This window comes from Mycolicibacterium nivoides (genome assembly GCF_003855255.1).
Classification (GTDB): Bacteria; Actinomycetota; Actinomycetes; order Mycobacteriales; family Mycobacteriaceae; genus Mycobacterium; species Mycobacterium nivoides.
Map to the genome: position 1 here is coordinate 3,710,436 of NZ_CP034072.1, position 18,988 is coordinate 3,729,423.

Here is an 18,988-nt window from a genome sequence, read left to right on the forward strand (position 1 = left end):
GCTGACCTGAAGTTTAGTCGGCGATCAGGCTCACATCGAGTAATTAACGGCCACTTAACCGCTACTCGTCAGGCGTGCTGACCTCTTCGAGCTGCTCCTGCTGGGCAGCGGCGGCCTCCGCCTCAGCCTTCGCCTCTTCCTCGTCGGAAGCCGCCTTGGCCTCTCGGCCCGCCGGGCTGGCCACCGATGCGCCGCCGTGGGTGGCGGTCGCATGGTCACCGTCGCAGTTCAACGCGACCATGACCTCGCTGTCGGCATGCCCGAAGGAGCCGCCGCTGTCGCGCACGAACGGGGCGTCCCACGCGTTGGTGACGATGCAATCACCCTGGGACAGCTTGCTTCCCACCGTGACCGCCACCTTGGCGCTGGCCCCGCTGTCTTCGATCGCGGTCGAAGCGTCCGAGTAGGTTTGGCCGACCACGTCCGGTGCGGCAGCCGCTACACCGGCACCGAACAGCAGGGATACGGCCGCACCGGTGGCAATTGCAGCTCCGGCACCAACGACAACCATTTTCACGTGTGCCCAACCTCCGAGCGTGGGTATCCGACAGATGTTCGTGCGGATCTTACAGTCGCCGCGGGCGTGACGCAGGGCTCGCGAACGCACCCGCGGGGCAACTTGATGTCACCGGTTTACACAGATATATTGACTGCTACCAACAGGTACAGATAACTGAGCGTCCCAGGGACGCGAGGAGGGTGAGCGCATATGACGCAGGAATACACCGACCTGCAGCTCCTGCACGAACTCGAGCCTGTCGTTGAGACCAGCATCAACCGCCACATGCGGATGCGTAAGGACTGGAATCCCCACGACTTCATCCCGTGGTCGGACGGCAAGAACTACTACGCACTCGGCGGCCAGGACTGGGATCCCGAGCAGTCGAAGCTGTCCGAGGTCGCCAGGACCGCGATGATTCAGAACCTGCTCACCGAGGACAACCTGCCCTCGTATCACCGCGAGATCGCGATGAACATGGGCATGGACGGCGCTTGGGGCAACTGGGTCAACCGCTGGACCGCCGAGGAGAACCGCCACGGCATCGCCCTACGCGACTACCTCGTCGTCACCCGCGCCGTCGACCCCGTCGAGCTGGAAGAACTGCGCGTCGAGCAGGTCACCCGCGGCTTCTCCCCCGGCCAGAACCAGCAGGGCGATCTCTTCGCCGAGAGCCTGTTCGACTCGGTGATGTACGTGTCGTTCCAGGAACTCGCGACCCGCGTCAGCCACCGCAACACCGGCAAGGCCTGCGACGACCCGATCGCCGATCAGCTGCTGCAGCGCATCTCCGCCGATGAGAACCTGCACATGATCTTCTACCGCGACGTCTCGGCGGCCGGCCTGGACATCTCCCCCAACCAGGGCATGGCGTCGCTGCACCGCGTGCTGGACAACTTCAAGATGCCCGGATACACGGTGCCCGACTTCCGCCGTAAGGCCGTCATCATCGCCGTCGGCGGCGTCTACGACCCGCGTATCCACCTGGACGACGTCGTGATGCCGGTGCTGCGCAAGTGGCGCATCTTCGAGCGTGAGGACTTCACCGGCGAGGGCGCGCGGCTGCGTGACGACCTCGGCCGCATCGTCGAAGAGCTCGAGGACGCCTGCGACAAGTTCGAGGTCGCCAAGGAGCGTCGCCTGGAGCGGGAGCGCAAGGTGGCCGAGAAGAAGGCCATGAAGAACCTGTTGGTGTCGTCCTCGTCCACTGCATGACAATGACAGCCGCCCCCGCGATGTCGGCCCGATCCCAACTTCGGATCGGGCCGTTCGCGTTGCCCAGTCCAGTTGTCCTGGCCCCGATGGCCGGGGTGACCAATGTGGCGTTCCGCACACTGTGCCGCGAACTCGAGATCGCCCGTGCCGGAACCGTCAGCGGGCTCTACGTGTGCGAGATGGTCACCGCCCGGGCGCTGGTCGAACGCCATCCGGTCACCATGCACATGACGACGTTCGCGCCCGACGAATCGCCGCGGTCGCTGCAGCTGTACACGGTGGACCCGGAAACCACATACCGGGCGGCCAAGATGATCGCCGACGAGGGCATGGCCGACCACATCGACATGAACTTCGGCTGCCCCGTGCCAAAGGTCACCAAGCGCGGCGGCGGATCGGCACTGCCCTACAAGCGGCGGCTGTTCGGCCAGATCGTGGCCGCCGCGGTTCGCGGCGTCGAGGGCACCGACATTCCGGTGACGGTCAAATTCCGGATCGGCATCGACGACGCCCACCACACTCACCTGGATGCCGGGCGGATCGCCCAGGAGGAAGGCGCGGCAGCCGTCGCGCTGCACGCCCGCACCGCGGCCCAGCGCTACTCCGGCACCGCCGATTGGGACCAGATCGCCGCGCTCAAAGCCCACGTCACCAGCATTCCGGTGCTGGGCAACGGCGACATCTTCGAAGCCGACGACGCACTGGCGATGATGGCCGCGACCGGCTGCGACGGCGTGGTCATCGGCCGGGGCTGCCTCGGCCGGCCCTGGCTGTTCGCCGAGCTCTCGGCGGCCTTCACCGGGCGCCAGGCCGCCACCCCGCCGACCCTGGGCGAGGTGGCCGACATCGTGCGCCGCCACGGCGAGCTGCTCAGCGAGCACTTCGGCGAGGACAAGGGCATGCGGGACATCCGCAAGCACGTTGCCTGGTACCTGCACGGTTTCCCGGCCGGCGCTGATCTGCGGCGCGGGCTGGCCTTGGTCAAGACCCTCCAGGAGCTCGACGACCTGCTCGACCAGCTGGACGGCGACGCCCCGTTCCCGCCGGCGGCCACCGGTCCGCGCGGCCGGCAGGGCTCGGCCGCCTCGGTGTCGCTGCCCGAGGGATGGCTCGACGATCCCGACGACTGCGCGGTGCCGGTCGGAGCCGATGTGATGCATTCCGGAGGCTGACCTGCAGTCCCGCCGAGACGACTTCGAGACAGCTCTGTCACCGGGTTGGGTCTAGCTCAGCCTCAGGATGTCTCAGTACGATGAAAACCCTGCCGCGGCCGGCTCAAGTAGCCAGTCCGGCACAGTGCTGCTAGAAGAGATGAGGAGAAAAACCTCAGCAGCACCCAAGTCACAACGCGGGAACGATGCGCACCGACGCGCACGCGCGAGTTCGAAGAGTCGGAGGCCGGTTAGGACATGAGTGACGGTGATAACGCCACTCCCGGCCGTCGGCACCGCGCGCCGGAGGATTCGTCGGACAACAAATGGATTACCCGATCCCGGCAGCCTTTGCCAGGCGCCGCGCCGTGGGAACGCCAAGATGCGCCACCACCCGATGATTCACCGGTCGCCGAGCCCACCGGCAGTCACGCCGACGGGGTAACTGTCGCCGATCTGATCGCCAAGGTCGCCGGGACCGGGTTCACCCCGACGCGGCACCGGCTGGAACCCGACGCCCCGGAAGACGTCGAACCGGAACCAGAACCCGAACCCGAACCCGAACCGGCGTACGTCTTCGAGCCCGAGCCGGAACCATATGTCTACGAGGCCGAGCCCGAGCCGGCTTACCTCGAAGAACCAGAAGCCGAGCCGGTCTACGTCCGCCCGCACGTGCCCGATCCGACGGACATCATCGAAGCGGTGCGCGTCGACCCCGAAGACGACGAACCCCAGGGTTTTCCCGTAGCCGAGGATTACCCGGAGCACTTCGACGACTCTGTCGACGGGCCCTTCCACGAGTCGTTCGACCACGAACCGCGCGAGGACTCGTTCGCGGAGCCGATCGACGCGCCCGCAGAGGACTCGCTGGAGCATCACGAGGCCGAAACCGACAACACCGACACCGACGTGCTGCCAGCCCTGCCCGCGGTCTATGAATACGAGGCGCCCCAGGAGCGCCCGGCATGGCGGGCCGGCCGAGTGCCCCCGGACGAGCACGATCCCGACGAGACCACCGTGATCGAGGCAATACGGCCGCCGCTCAACCGCCGGGTGATTCTCGCCGGGCGCGCCGCCGCCGCGATGCTGGCGGTCCTCACCCTGGTGCTCACCGGCGGGGCCTGGCAGTGGCAGTCCTCGAAGAACAACAGCCTCAACAAGGTCGCGGCGCTGGATCTCAATTCGCGCGACATCCTCGACCCCAACGCCCAGTTCGGCGACGAGAACTTCCTGATCATCGGTACCGACAGCCGGTTCGGTGACAACGGGGGCATGGGTGCCGGCGGCACGGAGGATGCCGGGGGCGCCCGATCCGACACCATCATGCTGGTGAACATCCCGGCCAACCGGGAACGTGTCGTCGCCGTGTCGTTCCCCCGCGACCTGTCGATCACCCCGATGAAGTGCGAACCCTGGAACGCCGAGACGGCGACCTACGGCCCGCTGTACGACGAGGAAACCGAGACCTACGGCCCCGACGAGGTCTACACCGAGACCAAGCTGAACTCGGCCTTCGCCTTCGGCGGGCCGAAGTGCCTGGTGAAGGTGATCCAGAAGCTGTCCGGGTTGTCCATCAACCGGTTCATGGCCGTTGATTTCTCCGGTTTCTCGAAGATGGTCGATGCGCTCGGCGGGGTCGAGGTATGCAGCACCACCCCGCTCGAGGACTACGAACTGGGCACGGTCCTGCCCAATGCCGGACGTCAGATGATCGACGGCCACACCGCCCTGAACTATGTGCGGGCCCGCCAGGTGACCACCGAATACAACGGGGACTACGGGCGCATCAAACGCCAGCAGCTGTTCTTGTCCTCGCTCCTGCGCGCGCTGATCTCGCGAGACACATTTTTCTCGCTGAACAAGCTGAACAACGTGGTCAACATGTTCATCAGCGACAGCTTCGTCGACAACATCAAGACCAAGGACCTGGTCGACCTCGGGCAGTCCGTCCAGGGCGTGAACGCCGGCCGGATCACCTTCGTCACCGTGCCGACCGTCGGATACGCCGACGAGTACGGCAACGAGGTCCCGCGCACCGACGACATGCGGGCCCTGTTCGACGCGATCATCAACGACGACCCGCTGCCCGGTGAGAAGAACCCGGACAACACCCCGGTGCCCGGCACCCCCGAATCGGCGACGTCGTCGGTCCAGGCTGCCGCGCCGTCTGAGACGCCCCAGTCGACCGCTCCGGCCCCCGTGCCGGCCACGACCGACAGCGGCGAGATGGTCAACGCCGTCACCACCGAACCGCAGCAGGTCACGGTGCAGGTGTCCAACTCGACCGGCCAGAGCGGCCTGGCCTCCACAGCGGCCACCGAGCTGCAGGAACACGGCTTCAACGTCAACACCCCGGACGACTACCCGAGCACACTTCCGGCGACCACGGTGTTCTTCTCCCCCGGCAACGAGGAGGCGGCCGCAACCGTGGCCAGCTCGTTCACCAACCCGACCATCGAACGCGTATCGGGAATGGGCGACGTGGTGCAGGTGGTGCTGGGCTCCGACTTCTATACGGTCAACGCGCCGACCCCGAGCGGGTCCGAGGTGCAGGTACACGTGCTGAAGGGCACCGGCGCCAGCCCGACGCACCTTCCCGAGGACCTGACCGTCACCAACGCCGCCGACACCACCTGCGAATAGTCCGACGGCCCAGGTGGGACGGCATTCACCGTTCGTTCATCGTTGCATCGTGACTACAGGCCCGTTGACCGCCTAATCTTGCAGCATGCGTACCCAGTACAACGAGCAATTGCGTTCACTGACGGACCAACTCGGCCAGATGTGCGAGTTGGCGGGTACCGCAATGGAGCTGGCCACCCAGGCCCTCTTGCAGGCCGACCTCGCGCTCGCCGAGCAGGTCATCAGTGACCACGAGAAGATGACCGCGCTGAGCACCCAGGCTGAGGAGTCTGCGTTCGTGTTGCTCGCGCTGCAGGCGCCGGTGGCCGGCGATCTGCGCTCGGTGGTGGGTTCCATCCAGATCGTCGCCGACGTGGACCGGATGGGCGCCCTGGCGCTGCATGTCGCCAAGATCGCGCGCCGGCGCCACCCCCAGCACGTGCTGCCCGAGGAAGTGAACGGGTACTTCGCCGAAATGGGCCGGGTTGCCGTCGAATTGGGGCACGCCGCGCGCGAGGTGCTGCTCACCCAGGATCCGGAGAAGGCCGCCCGGATCCAGGAGGAAGACGATGCGATGGACGATCTGCATCGCCACCTGTTCTCGGTGCTGATGGACCGGGAGTGGAAGCACGGAGTGACCGCGGCCGTCGACGTGACGTTGCTGAGCCGCTTCTACGAGCGCTTCGCCGACCATGCTGTCGAGGTGGCGCGGCGGGTCATCTTCCAGGTCACGGGCTCCTACCCGGACGGGGATTCGGTTTCCTCGAACAAGTGACTCAGGGCCGGTCCGCGGGCGGCACCAGACGGACCCCGTCCTTGTGCGCCCCGGCCAGATCCCCCAGCACCTTGACCAGCACTTGTAGGTCCGTGCCGCTGTAGCGCAGCAGAAAATCACGGGTTCCGCGGTCCATCTCCTCGTGCAGCTTCCGGTGCAGGTCGGCGACGAGTTCTCCGTCCGCGGTCAGGCCTAGTTCGATCTCCTTGCGATTGCCGGGCACAGGTGTGCGGGCCACCAGGCCGGCCTCGACCAGCCGCTGCACATGCTTGGAGACGGTGCCCTTGAGCCGGCCGGAGCGCGCCGCCAGCCCGACCACGCTGACCGGGCCCTCGGCGATCTCCGCCAGCAGGTGCATCGACGACGTCGGCAGCGTCCGCACCAGCGGCTGCAACCGCTGGGGGCATCCGGCTGCCATGAAATCACGCTCGGCGTCGCCCTCCCCGTCGTTCCCGAGCCGGTCGCCCACCGTGGCCATCAGCCCGGTGATGGCGTCGATCAGCTCAAGTTTGGTTTTCACGGAAACCATCTTGCCACTCACGGCGGTGCCGAGTAGATTGTTTCCACAGAAACCATATCTTTGGAAACCAACTACGGAGGAGTCACCATGAAGGCCGCACTGGTCACCGAATGGGGCCGGGACCCCGTCTACACCGACGTATCCGACCCCGAGCCGCGCGACGGCGCCGAGGTGGCCGCCGTCGAAGCATCTGCCCTGACCAACCTCACCCGGGCCCTGGTATCGGGAAAGCACTACGCCAGCAAGGAGATTCAGCTGCCGGCCATTCCCGGTGTCGACGGTGTCGCGCGGCTCGCCGACGGCCGTCGCATCTACACCGGGGCGCTCGGATATTCCGGGATGATGGCCGAGCGCGCACTGGTCGACCCCCGCGGCGGGGTTGAAATCCCCGAGCATGTGGACTCGGTGACCGCCGCCGCCCTGCCCAACCCCGGCATCTCGGCTTGGACCGCGCTGTCCCACGCCGCAGCCGTCAAGCCCGGCGATCACGTGCTGGTGCTGGGCGCCACCGGTGTAACCGGTTCCATGGCAGTGCAATTGGCCGGTGCGATGTTCGGCGCCGAGACGGTGGTGGCTGCCGGCCGCAACACCGAACGGCTGGAGTGGCTACGGTCGGCAGGCGCCCACGACACGATCGCCCTCGGCGAGCAGGATCTTGGTGCACAAGTCGCCGAGATGCATGCCCGACGCCCGTTCGACGCGGTGCTCGACTACCTGTGGGGAGACCCTGCTGCGCAGGTGCTCACTGCCCTGGCCGCCAGCCATCCGGCCGCGCACTACCACCCGACCCGGTTCGTGCAGATCGGGTCGATGACCGGGCCGACACTGCCGCTGGACGCGGGAGTGCTGCGCGGCACCGGGATCACCCTCAGCGGGGTCGGCATCGGCAGCGTGCCGCCCGAGGTGCTGGTCCGCGCCCGCACCGAGGCGTTACCCCGGCTGTTCGCCATGGTCGCCGACGGTCAGCTCGAATTACGCACCCAGCCAAGGGCATTGGCCGAAGTCGCCGAGGTATGGGCAGGCGGTGAGCCCTCGGGAACCCGCGTGGTACTCACCCCTTAGCGCGAGTTTCGCGAGAAACTCAGCCGAAGCGGCCCGAGATGTAGTCCTCGGTCGCCTTCTGGGTGGGGTTGGAGAAGATCTTCTCGGTGTCGTCGATCTCGATCAGCCTGCCGGGCTTTCCGGTGGCCTCGAGGTTGAAGAACGCGGTCTGATCACTCACCCGGGCGGCCTGCTGCATGTTGTGCGTGACGATGACGATCGTGAAATCCTGCTTGAGCGTGGAGATCAGATCTTCGATGGCCAGCGTCGAGATCGGGTCGAGCGCCGAGCAGGGCTCATCCATCAACAGCACATCGGGCTGCACCGCGATCGCGCGGGCGATACACAACCGCTGCTGCTGACCACCCGACAGACCACCGCCGGGCTTGTCCAGCCGGTCCTTGACCTCGGTCCACAGGTTGGCACCGCGCAGTGAGCGCTCGGCGACCTCGTCGAGGGTCTTCTTGTTGCGGACGCCCTGCAGCTTCAGCCCGGCCACCACGTTGTCGCGAATCGACATGGTGGGGAACGGGTTCGGACGCTGGAACACCATGCCGATGGTCTTGCGCACGCCCACCGGGTCCACCCCGGCTCCGTAGATGTCCTCACCGTCGAGCAGCACCGAGCCCTCGACGCGGGCCCCGGGGATCACCTCATGCATGCGGTTCAGCGTGCGCAGCACGGTCGACTTGCCGCAGCCCGACGGGCCGATGAAGGCCATCACACTGCGCGGCTGCACCGACAGCGAAACCTCGGAAACGGCGTGGAACGCGCCGTAGTAGATGTTGACGTCCTTGAGATCCAGCCGCTTGGCCATGGATAACTCCTACACCTTCTTGGGGGAAAAGAATCTGGCGACCGCACGCGCGCCGACATTGAGCAGGGCGACCAGCAGGATCAGCGTCAGCGCCGCACCCCACAGGCGGTCGGTGGGCACCGGGTTGGCACCTGCCCCCGCCGAGATCTGGTCGTACATCATGCCCGGCAGCGATCCCATGAACCCGCCGAACATGTCGAAGTTCATCGCCTGGGCGTAGCCGACCAGGATCAGCAGCGGCGCAGTCTCACCCATCACGCGGGCCAGCGCCAGCATGATGCCGGTGACGATGCCCGACAGCGCCGTCGGGATCACGATTCGGACGATGGTCTTCCACTTGGGCACGCCCAGTGCGTAACTCGCTTCGCGCAGGTCCATCGGCACGATGCGCAGCATCTCCTCGGTGGCCCGCACGATCACCGGAATCATCAACAGCACCAACGCCAGTGACACCGCGAACCCGGACCGGCCGAACCCGAGCGTGGCCACCCACAATGCGTAGATGAACAGCGCGGCGACGATCGAGGGCACGCCGGTGAGGATGTCCACCATGAACGTGGTGATCTTGCCCAGCCGCGTACCACCGCCGTACTCGACCAGGTACACGCCCACCATCACACCGATCGGGATGGAGATCAGCGAGCACACCAGGCCTTGCAGCAGGGTGCCGACGATCGCGTGGTAGGCACCGCCACCGGCGGTGAACGTCGTCATCCCGGCCTGGGAATTGGTGAACCACGTGGGTGAGCTCAATGCGGCCCAACCCCGGACGATCACCGAGTACAGCACCCACACCAGCGGTACCAGGGCGACCAGCAACGACGAGGTCACCAGCACCGTGGCGAGGTGGTTGGTCAGCTTGCGGCGCAGGCTCACGCCCTGGAACGCGGGCGCCTTGACCGGCCGCTCGAGAGTGGAGGTCATGAGCGCCCCTTTCCGGCGACCGCGGCACGGGCCAGCGAGTTCACCACGAAGGTGAGGATGAACAGCACCAGGCCGGCGGCAATGTAGGCGCCCGCCTTGTACTGGTCGTTGAATTCGCTTGCGGTGGCTGCGATCTTGCTGGCGAAGGTGTAGCCGCCGTCGAACAGCGTCCAACTGAACGCGGTCTGGGTGCCGCGCAGGATGATCAGCAACGCGATGGTCTCACCGAGCGCGCGGCCCAGACCGAGCATCGCGCCGCTGATGTACCCGGACAGCCCGAAGGGCAGCACCGTCGTGCGCACCACTTCCCAGCGGGTGGCGCCCAGCGCCAGCGCGGCCTCGATCTGGCCGCGCGGGGTCTGGGTGAACACCTCGCGGGTCACCGCGGTGATGATCGGCAGGATCATCACCGCCAACACGATGCCTGCGGTGAAGATGGTGCCGCCGCCGGCCACCGACGCGTTGCCGGTCTTGAACAGGAACAACCAGTCCAAGTTCGTATTGAGCCACACCGCAAAGGGTTTGATCGCGGGCGCCAGCACGTACAGGCCCCAGACGCCGTAGACGATCGACGGCACGGCGGCCAGCAGGTCCACCAGATAGGCCAGCGGGCCGGCCAATCGCCGCGATGAGTATTGGGTGAGATAGATCGCGATGCCCAAGGCCACCGGCATCGCCAAGACGAGCGCGAAGACCGAGACGAACACGGTCACCTGCAGCAGCTCGAAGATGCCGAAGTGCATCGCCGAGGTGTCGGTGGTGATCCAGTTGCCGCCGTAGAAGAAGAAGTTCTCCTCGTTCCGGGTCAGCGCCGGAACCGCGCGCCAGAGCAGGAACACCCCGATCGCCGCGATGAGCGCGACGATCAGGATGCCCGAGCCTTCGGCAAGCCCACGGAAAATTCGGTCGCCGAGGCGAACCTTGGCTCCCTTGGACGGATCGGTCGAGATGGGTGCCGGTTCGGGATGGGGGGACGCGAGCGTCTCCCCCGAACCTGAATCAGCTGGATTCGGCGTTGTCACTGTTGTCCCGTCAGGGCCCCTGTTGGTCATATGGTCGGAAAACCCATCCTCGCCCAGATTCGTCCTCAAATGCCAGCCGGGCTACTAAGCGATGGCCTCGACCGAGGTCAGCAGGCGCTGCTTGAACTCGTCGGGGAGCGCGATGTATCCGGCCTGCGACAGGCTGGCCTGGCCCTCGTTGGCGGCCACCGTCAGGAAGGACTTGACGGCCGCCGCGGTGTCGGCGTCGTAGCCCTTGGAGCAAACAATCTCGTAGGTGGCCAGCACCAGCGGGTAGACGCCGGCCTCCTTCGAGGCGTACAGCGCGTTCAGGTCGAGCACGAGGTCCTTGCCGTCACCCTTGACCTTGGCGGCGCCGACGGCCTTGGTGGTCGACTGGTCGTCCAGCGCGACCGCACCGGCACCGCTGTCGATCTGGGCGTAGGGCAGGCCGGCCGCGGCAGCCGGGCTCTTCTCGACGTAGCCGATCGAGCCGGGGGTGGCCTGCACGGCCTGCACGACACCGGAGGACTTCTGCGCGCCCTCACCGGCGCCGCCCTGGAACTCCTTGCCCGCGCCCTTGGTCCAGGTCTGCGGCGCGGCCGCGGCCAGGTACTTCTGGAAGTTGTCGGTGGTGCCCGAGGAATCCGACCGGTAGATCGGCTTGATGTCCACGTCCGGCAGGGTGGCGCCGGCGTTGAGTGCGGCGATGGCCGGATCGTTCCACTTGGTGATCTGGCCCTGGAAGATCTTGGCGAGCACGTCCGGGCTCACCACGAGCTTGTCGACACCCTCGACGTTGTAGGCCAGTGCGACCGGGCCGAACACCAGCGGCAGGTTCCAGGCCTCGTTGCCACCGCAACGCGCGGCGGCCTTGGCGACCTGATCGTCCTTGAGCGGCGAGTCGGAGCCGGCGAAGTCGACCTGCTTGGCGATGAACTGGTCCACACCCGCGCCCGAACCGGTCGGGTTGTAGGACAGGTTCTTGCCCGAGCAGACCTGGCCCCACACCTTGTTGAACTCGGCAATGGCATTCTGCTGCGCGGTAGAGCCCTCGGCCGTCACAGCGTTCTTGCCGCTGCACTCAGCGGACACGGCCGAGCTGGTGCCCGCGGCCGACGAGCCGGTGCTGGCGGCGTTGTTGTCGCTACCACAGGCGGTCAGCGTGAGGGCCGCGATCGCCGTCGCGGACAGCGCGACACCGAACGGCTTGCCAATGCTGATGAGCTTCACTTGTCCCACTTTCAGTTGACGGCTTCGAACTCTCCGGCAACGTATTAGGCCCCAGTGGACGGCTCGCGGACGGCAGGTGAATCAGCAGTGAATAGGTTCAGCGTGTTCACAGCTAAACGGGTTAACCGGCGGCGTACGCCACGTCGACGCCGAACACCTCGAAACCCAAGTTTCGGTAGGTCGCCACGGCCGCCGAGTTATCTGCCTCGACGTAAAGTAGCACCGTCGCCAGGGACCTGCCGGCCAGGTGATGCAGACCGATCAACGTGAGCACCGAACCAAGGCCTCGCCCCTGTGCGGCAGGGTCGACTCCGACGATGTAAACCTCGCCGAGATCGCCCCCGTGGACCTTCGTCCAGTGGAAGCCCAGCAGCGTCCCGGTGCGCTCGTCGAACGCCTCGAAAAGCCCTTCGGGGTCGAACCACGGTTCGCTGCGCCGCTCTTCGATGTCCTGTTCGGTCCAACCGCCCTGTTCCGGATGCCAGGAGAACGCGGCGTTGTTGACCCGCAGGATCTCGGCATCGTCGGCAGGACCTGCGTAGGTGCTGATCCGCACCCCGTCGGCGGTGCGCAGCGGCGGCAGGTCGGTCAGCGGACGGCGCATCTGCAGCAGTTCGCGGACGGTTTTGAGGTCCAGCGAGGCCGCCAGCGCCCGGGCCGCCTCGAGATTGCCGTGCGCCCAGATCCGCGTGCCCGCCCTCCCCTCGGCGAGTCCAGCACGAGCCAGCGCCGCACCGATGCCGCGCCGTCGGGCCTGCGGATGAACCACCAGTTCAGCCATCGCCGGGTCTTCGTCGCCGGCCGGGGCCAGGTTCAGGTACCCGACGAGGTCTGCACCGTCGGTGGCCAGGAGGTGGCGGGTGCGGTCATGGCCGAGCTCACGCAGCACCTGATCGCCGACCGGGGCGACGCCGTCGACCGCCGTCGCAGCGGCAATGAGTGCCCGGATCCCGGTCTGCTCGGCTTCTGAGAGCCCGGTCCGCCAGTCGAGGTCGGTCACTGGCTTGGCAACCGCTCGGCCAGCGACTCGTCCGCGTCGTCGGTCGCCGGGTCGAAGTCGTCGTCGCCATCGTCCTGCGTGGCCTCGGCGGCGCCGCTCGCCTCGGGGGCGGGGGTGCGGCCGCGCGACGGGCGTACCGCCTTGTATCCGACGTTGCGGACGGTGCCGATCAGCGATTCGTACTCGGGGCCGAGCTTGGCGCGCAGACGACGGACATGGACGTCGACCGTGCGGGTTCCGCCGAAGAAGTCGTAGCCCCACACCTCCTGCAGCAGTTGCGCCCGGGTGAAGACCCGTCCGGCGTGCTGCGCGAGGTACTTGAGGAGCTCGAATTCCTTGTAGGTGAGATCGAGGGGACGCCCGCGCAGGCGTGCGGTGTAGGTGCCTTCGTCGATCGCGAGCTCACCGAGGGTGATCTTGCCGACGTTCTCCTGGTTGGCGCCGCCTCCGCGCCGGCCCACCAGCAGTCGCAGCCGGGCGTCGATCTCGGCGGGGCCGGTGCTGGGCAGCAGGATCTCGTCGAGACCCCACTCGTGGTTGACCGCCACCAATCCGCCCTCGTTGATCACCGCGACGACCGGGACGGATGTACCCGTCGTTCCCAGCAGTCGGCACAGGCCGCGAGCGGCCGCGAGATCGGTACGCGCGTCGACGATCGCCACATCGGCACTACCCGCTTCCAGCAGCGAGGACACCTCTGTCGGTGCCGTGCGCACGGTGTGGGCCAGCAGGGTCAGCGAGGGCAGGACCGACTCGGGGTGCGGGTCGACGGTCAGTAGCAGCAGATCCAACAGGTCCTCCGGCGCGCCGGCAATCACTTCCCGCGACCGCCCGGACCCCGATGTCCACACAGTCGGATTCATGACTGACATGTAGCCGTTACCGGCCTTTAGTGATCTAACGATAACGCCTCACCTGCTGATTAGCCGCGCCGAGCGCTTGGATCCGCCGGCCGTGGGCGACAATGTGGCGGTGCGCAAACTGCTGATCGGGCTCACCGCAACCGTCACCGCGCTCGTCGTCGGGGTTGTCGGTACCGATTTCGGCTCGGCCATCTACGCCGAATACCGGCTCGCCCGCAACGTACGCACCGCGGCCGGGCTGAACTGGGACCCGTGGGTCGCCATCCTGGGCTTTCCCTTCCTCACGCAGGTCCGCAACCATCGCTACAAGGAGATCGAGATCCGCGCCGCCGCCGTCGACCACCCGGTGGTCGGCAAAGCCTCGCTGGAGGCCACGCTGCACGGAATCGACCTCACCGACTCGTCGTGGCTGATCCGGCCCGACGCGAAACTGCCCGTCAGGAAGGCCGAGAGCCGCATCATCATCGACTCCACCCATATCGGCAGGTTCATGGGCATCGATGACCTGTTGGTGGAGGCTCCCTCGCGGGAAACCAACGACGCCACCGGGGGCACCACCGAGTCCGGCATCTCCAGCAGTCAGGGCTTGGTGTTCACCGGAACCCCCAAGCAATCCGGACTCGACAAGCGCGTGAGCGTCTCGGTCGACCTGTCCTTCGCCGACGGCAACGAAACCACCCTGGTGCTGACCGCGACCGGGATCCTGACCGGCCCAGGAACCGCCGACGAGCCCGTGCCCGACGACAAGATCGCCGCGGTGCTGTCGGAGTTCAGCCACACGATCACCGGCCAGAAGCTTCCGTTCGGCATCGCCCCCACCACCGCGGGCGCCCGTGGCTCCGACGTGATCATCGAAGGGATCGCCTCGGGAGTAACCATCGACCTGGCGGGGTTCAGACAGTCATGAGCTCTTCAATGGTGCTGGTGATCGTGGTGCTGATCGCCGCGCTCGGGGTCGCCTACGTGATCGGTCGCCTGATCACGCTGCGCGCCGGCATGATCAGGGCAGGTGAGGAGGCCGCCAACGTCGACACCAGCGATCTGGGGTTGTCCCACACCGGCCCGACCGTTCTTCATTTCTCGGCCGAATGGTGCGGCCCCTGCGCGGGAGTGCGACGAGTCGTCGACCAGGTGTGCGCGGAGCTACCCGAAGTTGCCCACGTCGAAATCGACATGGACGCCAATCCCGAAGCCGCGAGGCGGCTTTCGGTCCTGTCGCTGCCCACCACCATCATCTTCGACCGGGACGGGCGGCCCCGATACCGCACCAGCGGGGTGCCGAAGGCCGCTGACCTGCGCTCGGCGCTGGAACCACTGTTGGCCTGACCCGGCGGTTATTGGGTAAGCTGTCGCTCGTGTCAGCCCGCCTTGAGCTTGTGCTCACCAAGCGCCGCGCAGTCGATCTGTGCCGCGTCGCGGGTTGCTGCTGTTGTTGTTGCTGTTGAGGGCAGCCGCGCGCTTTTGCGCGCCCGCTCAGGCCTCGTGCCTGAGCCTGCACACCATCAGACCTTCTACAACAACAGGAGTTCGTTCTCATGTCATCGACATCAACCCAGCCCGGCGCTGATGGTCGGCCCGCTCAGGTCGACGTGCGGGGCCCTCGGTTCGCAGCCTGGGTCACCACCGCGGTACTGATCGCCACGCTGCTGGTCGCCGGGGTGAGTGAGCTCGCGGCCGCGGTGCTGCTCGGCGCCCAGGCCGTGGTGTTCGCCATCGGCGCGGTCGGCGGTCCACGCAAGCATCCGTATGGCCGGCTGTTCGCCACTTTCGTCGCGCCGCGCCTGGCACCGGTCACCGAGCGCGAGCCGGTGCCGCCGCTGAAGTTCGCCCAATTGGTCGGCTTCGTGTTCGCGATCGCGGGTACCGCAGGGTTCGCCTTCGGCATCACCGCGCTCGGCCTGACCGCCACCGCATTCGCGTTGGTGGCGGCCTTCCTCAACGCCGCCTTCGGCATCTGCCTGGGTTGCCAGATCTACCCGCTGGTGGCGCGGCTGCGTCGCGTCCCCAGTCCCGCGTGACACCCGCCTGACAAACCAAATCTGAAGCAACCGAAAGGAATTCGTACATGGCACGTTCCGACGTCCTGGTCTCGACCGAATGGGCCGGGAACAACCTCGACACCCCCGGCGTGGTGTTCGTCGAGGTCGACGAGAACACCAGCGCCTACGACGACGAGGGGCACATCCCCGGCGCCGTCAAACTGGACTGGAAAGACGATCTGCAGGACGCCGTCAAGCGTGACTTCGTCGACCAGCAACAGTTCTCGAAGCTGTTGTCCGACAAGGGCATCAGCAACGACGACACGGTGATCCTGTACGGCGGCAACAACAACTGGTTCGCGGCCTACGCCTACTGGTACTTCAAGCTGTACGGCCACGCCGACGTGAAGCTGCTCGACGGCGGCCGGAAGCGCTGGGAGCTCGACGCACGCCCGCTGGTCAAGGACGCCGTCAGCCGCCCCGCCACGTCGTACACGGCCCAGCCGCTCGACAACAGCATCCGGGCGTACCGCGACGAGGTCATCTCCGCGATCGGCGCCAAGAACCTGGTCGACGTGCGTTCCCCTGACGAGTTCTCCGGCAAGATCCTGGCGCCGGCGCACCTGCCGCAGGAGCAGAGCCAGCGGCCCGGGCATATCCCCGGTGCCATCAACGTTCCGTGGAGCAAGGCAGCCAACGAGGACGGCACCTTCAAGTCCGACGAGGATCTGGCCAAGCTGTACGCCGCGGCCGGCCTCGACGGCGAGAAGGAGACCATCGCCTACTGCCGGATCGGTGAGCGTTCCTCGCACACCTGGTTCGTGCTGCAGGAGCTGCTGGGACACGAGAACGTCAAGAACTACGACGGTAGTTGGACGGAATACGGCTCCCTGGTGGGCGCCCCGATCGAGTTGGGAAGTTGATATGTGCTCTGCACCCAAGCAAGGACTGACGTTGCCGGCCGGCGTCGACCTGGAGAAGGAAACCGTCATCACCGGTCGCGTGGTGGACGGCTCCGGCCAGGCTGTCGGCGGTGCCTTCGTGCGCCTGCTGGACTCCAGCGATGAGTTCACCGCTGAGGTCGTGGCCTCGGCGACCGGCGATTTCCGGTTCTTCGCCGCTCCGGGCACCTGGACGCTGCGCGCCCTGTCCCCCGCGGGCAACGGCGACGCCAGCGTGGCGCCGGCCGGTGCGGGCATCCACGAGGTCGACGTCAAGGTCGCCTAGCGTCGATCAAGGCGAGGTACGAGCCGATGAGGAGCTAGGCCATCGGCACCGCTTGATCGCTTGATCCCGCTCGAACGTGGGCTTGTGTATGAGGATTTGCACGTATCTCGCACACAGGCCCACGTTCGGCGTGTATAGGGCGCCCCGACCCGGGACGCCGACACCCTCGACTAGGAACTAGACTCACTCCCGTGGTGCTCTTCTTCGAGATAATGCTCGTCGCGGCCGTCGTGGTCATCACGTGGTTCGCGTTGTACGCGCTGTACCGCCTCGTCACCGACGAGTCGTGACCTCCGACCGGGACATTCCAGCCGAGGCCTCCGGACCCGAGCCGGGCTCCGGTGACCGAGCCGTAGCGGCTGCCGCCGAGCGGGCCAAGGCCACGGCAGCCCGCAACATTCCGGTCTTCGACGACCTCCCGATGCCTGCCGACACCGCCAACCTGCGCGACGGCGTCGAACTCAACGACGCGCTGCTGGCGCTGTTGCCGTTGGTCGGCGTCTGGCGCGGTGAGGGCGAAGGCCGCGACACCCATGGCGACTACCGGTTCGGTCAGCAGATCGTGGTCTCCCATGACGGCGGCGACTACCTGAACTGGGACTCGCGGTCCTGGCGGCTGAACGAATCGGGTGAATATGAATCCCCCGGCCTCCGCGAAAGCGGATTCTGGCGATTCGTGACCGATCCCGATGATCCGACCGGCCGTGACGAGTCGCAGGCCATCGAACTGCTGCTGGCCCATTCGGCCGGCTATGTCGAACTTTTCTACGGCAAGCCCCTCACCCAGGCGTCCTGGGAGCTGGTGACCGATGCGCTGGCCCGCAGCAAGTCCGGGTTGCTGGTCGGGGGCGCCAAGCGCCTCTACGGCATCGTCGACGGCGGCGACCTTGGCTACGTCGAGGAACGTGTGGACGCTGACGGCGGTCTGGTACCGCATCTGTCGGCCCGGCTGTCACGGTTTGTCGGCTGATGCGCCGGCCGATCATCGCGGCAGGTCTGCTTGCCGCAGCAGCTTTCCTCGGCGCGTGTTCGTCGGAGGGCCCGCAACCGGCTCCGACCTCACCGCCGCCCGAGCACGGGACCTATGCGCACTGCCTGTCCCAGCACGGCGTTCCCGCCGCGCCCGGCCCGGTCGCCGGTCCGCCGTCCGGGGTCGACGATCAGACCTGGCAGCAGGCCACCAAGGCGTGCTCGACGCTGGCGCCGGGCCCGAGCAGCTAGGGCTAGCCTCCGCGCCCTGACTTGCGCGCCCAATCATGGATCGCCGCAACCGATCTCGGTGGCTTCAACCTGACTGCACCGGGCAGCTGTGCGCGAATTTGCGGAGAATCGTCTGACACCGTTTCGCAACCAATCACACAGCCGGCTCCAAGGGTGCTGATAACCCAAGCCCATTCAGCCGAAATAGCGTCGGTCGCGCACCAACCATCGAGGAGGTAAATGTGTCCTTGTCATCGCTGCGCGCGGCCGTTTTCGGCGTCACCGGTGCAGCACTCGTCACTGGCATGGTGGCGTGTTCGTCCGGTTCGAGCACAGAGTCGCCCGATACCTCGGCGGCCACGTCGGCCTCGGAGTCGACGTCGGCCGCACCGGCAGCCTCGCCTCATGGCGCGTTCACCGATTGCCTGACCCAGCACGGCATCCCGGCCCCACCGAAGGGTGCGCCACCAGGTCCGCCGCCGGTGGGCGCGACCCCGCCCGCGGGCGCCCCGACGCCACCGCTGGACCCGGACGGGAAGCCGCTGCCGCCCCCGACCGACGCGAATGGCGAGCCACTGCCACCGCCGCCACCGATGGGCGAGGACGGCAAGCCATTGCCTCCGCCCGGTGTCGACCAGGCCCAGTGGGACGACGCCATGCAGGCCTGCCAGTCACTGGCGCCACAACCGCCACCGCGATAACAGGGTTCGGCCTACCCCAGACATGGGGCGGCCCCCGAGCCGTGGTTCTTGGTTGGACAGACCGAGGGGCTCGGGGGCCGGGTGGCTGCGGGGAATTCGCCAGCGCGCGCAGGCAATACCCCGGCGCTGCTAGCGGGCAGCCACCTCACATGTCCATAAGTCACTCAATTTGACGGACCACCTCCTTCCCTGTGTGCACACGAAGCTACCCCCGTCCGTG

At 66.9% G+C, this 18,988-nt stretch carries 22 protein-coding genes; 14 read left to right on the forward strand and 8 right to left on the reverse strand.

Going from position 1 to position 18,988, the window contains the following annotated elements; genetic code table 11:
• Window positions 1-61: 61 nt before the first annotated feature.
• A complete protein-coding gene (locus EH231_RS18225; RefSeq protein WP_090426676.1) occupies window positions 62-511 on the reverse strand; it encodes a hypothetical protein in 450 nt (149 codons plus the stop codon).
• Window positions 512-709: 198 nt separating this feature from the next.
• Here EH231_RS18225 and EH231_RS18230 point away from each other — a divergent pair, with 198 nt between their 5' ends.
• From EH231_RS18230 to phoU, 4 genes are all read left to right on the forward strand, one after another.
• Window positions 710-1,714 carry an acyl-ACP desaturase gene (locus tag EH231_RS18230; protein ID WP_090426674.1) on the forward strand — a complete coding sequence of 335 codons (1,005 nt, stop codon included), beginning with the start codon at window positions 710-712 and terminating at the stop codon, window positions 1,712-1,714.
• Complete coding sequence (gene dusB / locus EH231_RS18235; RefSeq protein WP_124713010.1) at window positions 1,711-2,886, forward strand: tRNA dihydrouridine synthase DusB; 1,176 nt, start codon at window positions 1,711-1,713, stop codon at window positions 2,884-2,886. The genes EH231_RS18230 and dusB overlap by 4 nt, the downstream gene beginning before the upstream one ends.
• Window positions 2,887-3,123: 237 nt before the next feature.
• Complete coding sequence (locus EH231_RS18240; protein ID WP_241177763.1) at window positions 3,124-5,508, forward strand: LCP family protein; 2,385 nt, start codon at window positions 3,124-3,126, stop codon at window positions 5,506-5,508.
• Window positions 5,509-5,593: 85 nt separating this feature from the next.
• The gene (gene phoU / locus EH231_RS18245; protein WP_124713011.1) at window positions 5,594-6,262 is read left to right on the forward strand and encodes a phosphate signaling complex protein PhoU; all 669 of its coding nucleotides are present in this window, start codon (window positions 5,594-5,596) and stop codon (window positions 6,260-6,262) included.
• Window position 6,263: 1 nt separating this feature from the next.
• Here phoU and EH231_RS18250 read toward each other — a convergent pair whose 3' ends face one another.
• On the reverse strand, window positions 6,264-6,782 hold the full coding sequence (locus tag EH231_RS18250; RefSeq protein WP_164480939.1) for a MarR family winged helix-turn-helix transcriptional regulator: 519 nt from the start codon (window positions 6,780-6,782) through the stop codon (window positions 6,264-6,266).
• 87 nt (window positions 6,783-6,869) lie between these two features.
• On the opposite strand from EH231_RS18250, the gene EH231_RS18255 reads away from it, so the two are divergent.
• Entirely contained in the window at window positions 6,870-7,844 is a 975-nt protein-coding gene (locus EH231_RS18255; RefSeq protein ID WP_124713012.1) for a quinone oxidoreductase family protein, read from the forward strand.
• A gap of 19 nt (window positions 7,845-7,863) precedes the next feature.
• Here the strand turns inward: EH231_RS18255 and pstB are convergent, their stop codons facing one another.
• The 6 genes from pstB to EH231_RS18285 form a co-directional block, all read right to left on the reverse strand.
• Window positions 7,864-8,640 (reverse strand): phosphate ABC transporter ATP-binding protein PstB, encoded by a 777-nt coding sequence (pstB, locus tag EH231_RS18260; RefSeq protein ID WP_029110412.1) that lies wholly within the window; start codon window positions 8,638-8,640, stop codon window positions 7,864-7,866.
• A gap of 9 nt (window positions 8,641-8,649) precedes the next feature.
• Window positions 8,650-9,564 (reverse strand): phosphate ABC transporter permease PstA, encoded by a 915-nt coding sequence (pstA, locus tag EH231_RS18265; protein WP_090426665.1) that lies wholly within the window; start codon window positions 9,562-9,564, stop codon window positions 8,650-8,652.
• Window positions 9,561-10,616: a phosphate ABC transporter permease subunit PstC gene (pstC, locus tag EH231_RS18270; protein ID WP_124713013.1), complete on the reverse strand. Its 1,056-nt coding sequence runs from the start codon at window positions 10,614-10,616 to the stop codon at window positions 9,561-9,563. Before pstC ends, pstA begins: the two co-directional genes overlap by 4 nt.
• A gap of 54 nt (window positions 10,617-10,670) precedes the next feature.
• Window positions 10,671-11,798: a phosphate ABC transporter substrate-binding protein PstS gene (pstS, locus tag EH231_RS18275; protein WP_124713014.1), complete on the reverse strand. Its 1,128-nt coding sequence runs from the start codon at window positions 11,796-11,798 to the stop codon at window positions 10,671-10,673.
• A 121-nt stretch (window positions 11,799-11,919) separates the two neighbouring features.
• The gene (gene mshD / locus EH231_RS18280) at window positions 11,920-12,798 is read right to left on the reverse strand and encodes a mycothiol synthase (RefSeq protein WP_090426655.1); all 879 of its coding nucleotides are present in this window, start codon (window positions 12,796-12,798) and stop codon (window positions 11,920-11,922) included.
• Entirely contained in the window at window positions 12,795-13,589 is a 795-nt protein-coding gene (locus EH231_RS18285; RefSeq protein WP_124714311.1) for a winged helix-turn-helix transcriptional regulator, read from the reverse strand. Before EH231_RS18285 ends, mshD begins: the two co-directional genes overlap by 4 nt.
• 163 nt (window positions 13,590-13,752) lie before the next feature.
• On the opposite strand from EH231_RS18285, the gene lmeA reads away from it, so the two are divergent.
• The 9 genes from lmeA to EH231_RS18330 all read left to right on the forward strand — a co-directional run bounded on the left by lmeA (window position 13,753) and on the right by EH231_RS18330 (window position 18,768).
• Window positions 13,753-14,568 (forward strand): mannan chain length control protein LmeA, encoded by an 816-nt coding sequence (gene lmeA, locus EH231_RS18290; protein WP_124713015.1) that lies wholly within the window; start codon window positions 13,753-13,755, stop codon window positions 14,566-14,568.
• Window positions 14,565-14,987, forward strand: a complete 423-nt coding sequence (locus EH231_RS18295; protein WP_044520471.1) for a thioredoxin family protein — start codon at window positions 14,565-14,567, stop codon at window positions 14,985-14,987. The genes lmeA and EH231_RS18295 overlap by 4 nt, the downstream gene beginning before the upstream one ends.
• A 50-nt stretch (window positions 14,988-15,037) precedes the next feature.
• Window positions 15,038-15,106 carry an Ms5788A family Cys-rich leader peptide gene (locus EH231_RS34820; RefSeq protein ID WP_350355364.1) on the forward strand — a complete coding sequence of 23 codons (69 nt, stop codon included), beginning with the start codon at window positions 15,038-15,040 and terminating at the stop codon, window positions 15,104-15,106.
• Between the two features lie 90 nt (window positions 15,107-15,196).
• Window positions 15,197-15,679: a DUF4395 domain-containing protein gene (locus EH231_RS18300; RefSeq protein WP_090426652.1), complete on the forward strand. Its 483-nt coding sequence runs from the start codon at window positions 15,197-15,199 to the stop codon at window positions 15,677-15,679.
• A gap of 47 nt (window positions 15,680-15,726) precedes the next feature.
• On the forward strand, window positions 15,727-16,563 hold the full coding sequence (locus tag EH231_RS18305; RefSeq protein WP_044520474.1) for a sulfurtransferase: 837 nt from the start codon (window positions 15,727-15,729) through the stop codon (window positions 16,561-16,563).
• A gap of 1 nt (window position 16,564) precedes the next feature.
• Window positions 16,565-16,867 carry a DUF1416 domain-containing protein gene (locus EH231_RS18310; RefSeq protein WP_044520476.1) on the forward strand — a complete coding sequence of 101 codons (303 nt, stop codon included), beginning with the start codon at window positions 16,565-16,567 and terminating at the stop codon, window positions 16,865-16,867.
• 286 nt (window positions 16,868-17,153) lie between these two features.
• Window positions 17,154-17,837, forward strand: coding sequence for a heme-binding beta-barrel domain-containing protein (locus EH231_RS18320; protein ID WP_170856283.1), 684 nt, complete (start codon window positions 17,154-17,156; stop codon window positions 17,835-17,837).
• Complete coding sequence (locus EH231_RS18325; RefSeq protein ID WP_090426649.1) at window positions 17,837-18,088, forward strand: hypothetical protein; 252 nt, start codon at window positions 17,837-17,839, stop codon at window positions 18,086-18,088. Before EH231_RS18320 ends, EH231_RS18325 begins: the two co-directional genes overlap by 1 nt.
• Window positions 18,089-18,309: 221 nt before the next feature.
• The gene (locus EH231_RS18330; RefSeq protein WP_124713016.1) at window positions 18,310-18,768 is read left to right on the forward strand and encodes a hypothetical protein; all 459 of its coding nucleotides are present in this window, start codon (window positions 18,310-18,312) and stop codon (window positions 18,766-18,768) included.
• The last annotated feature ends 220 nt before the right edge of the window (window positions 18,769-18,988 follow it).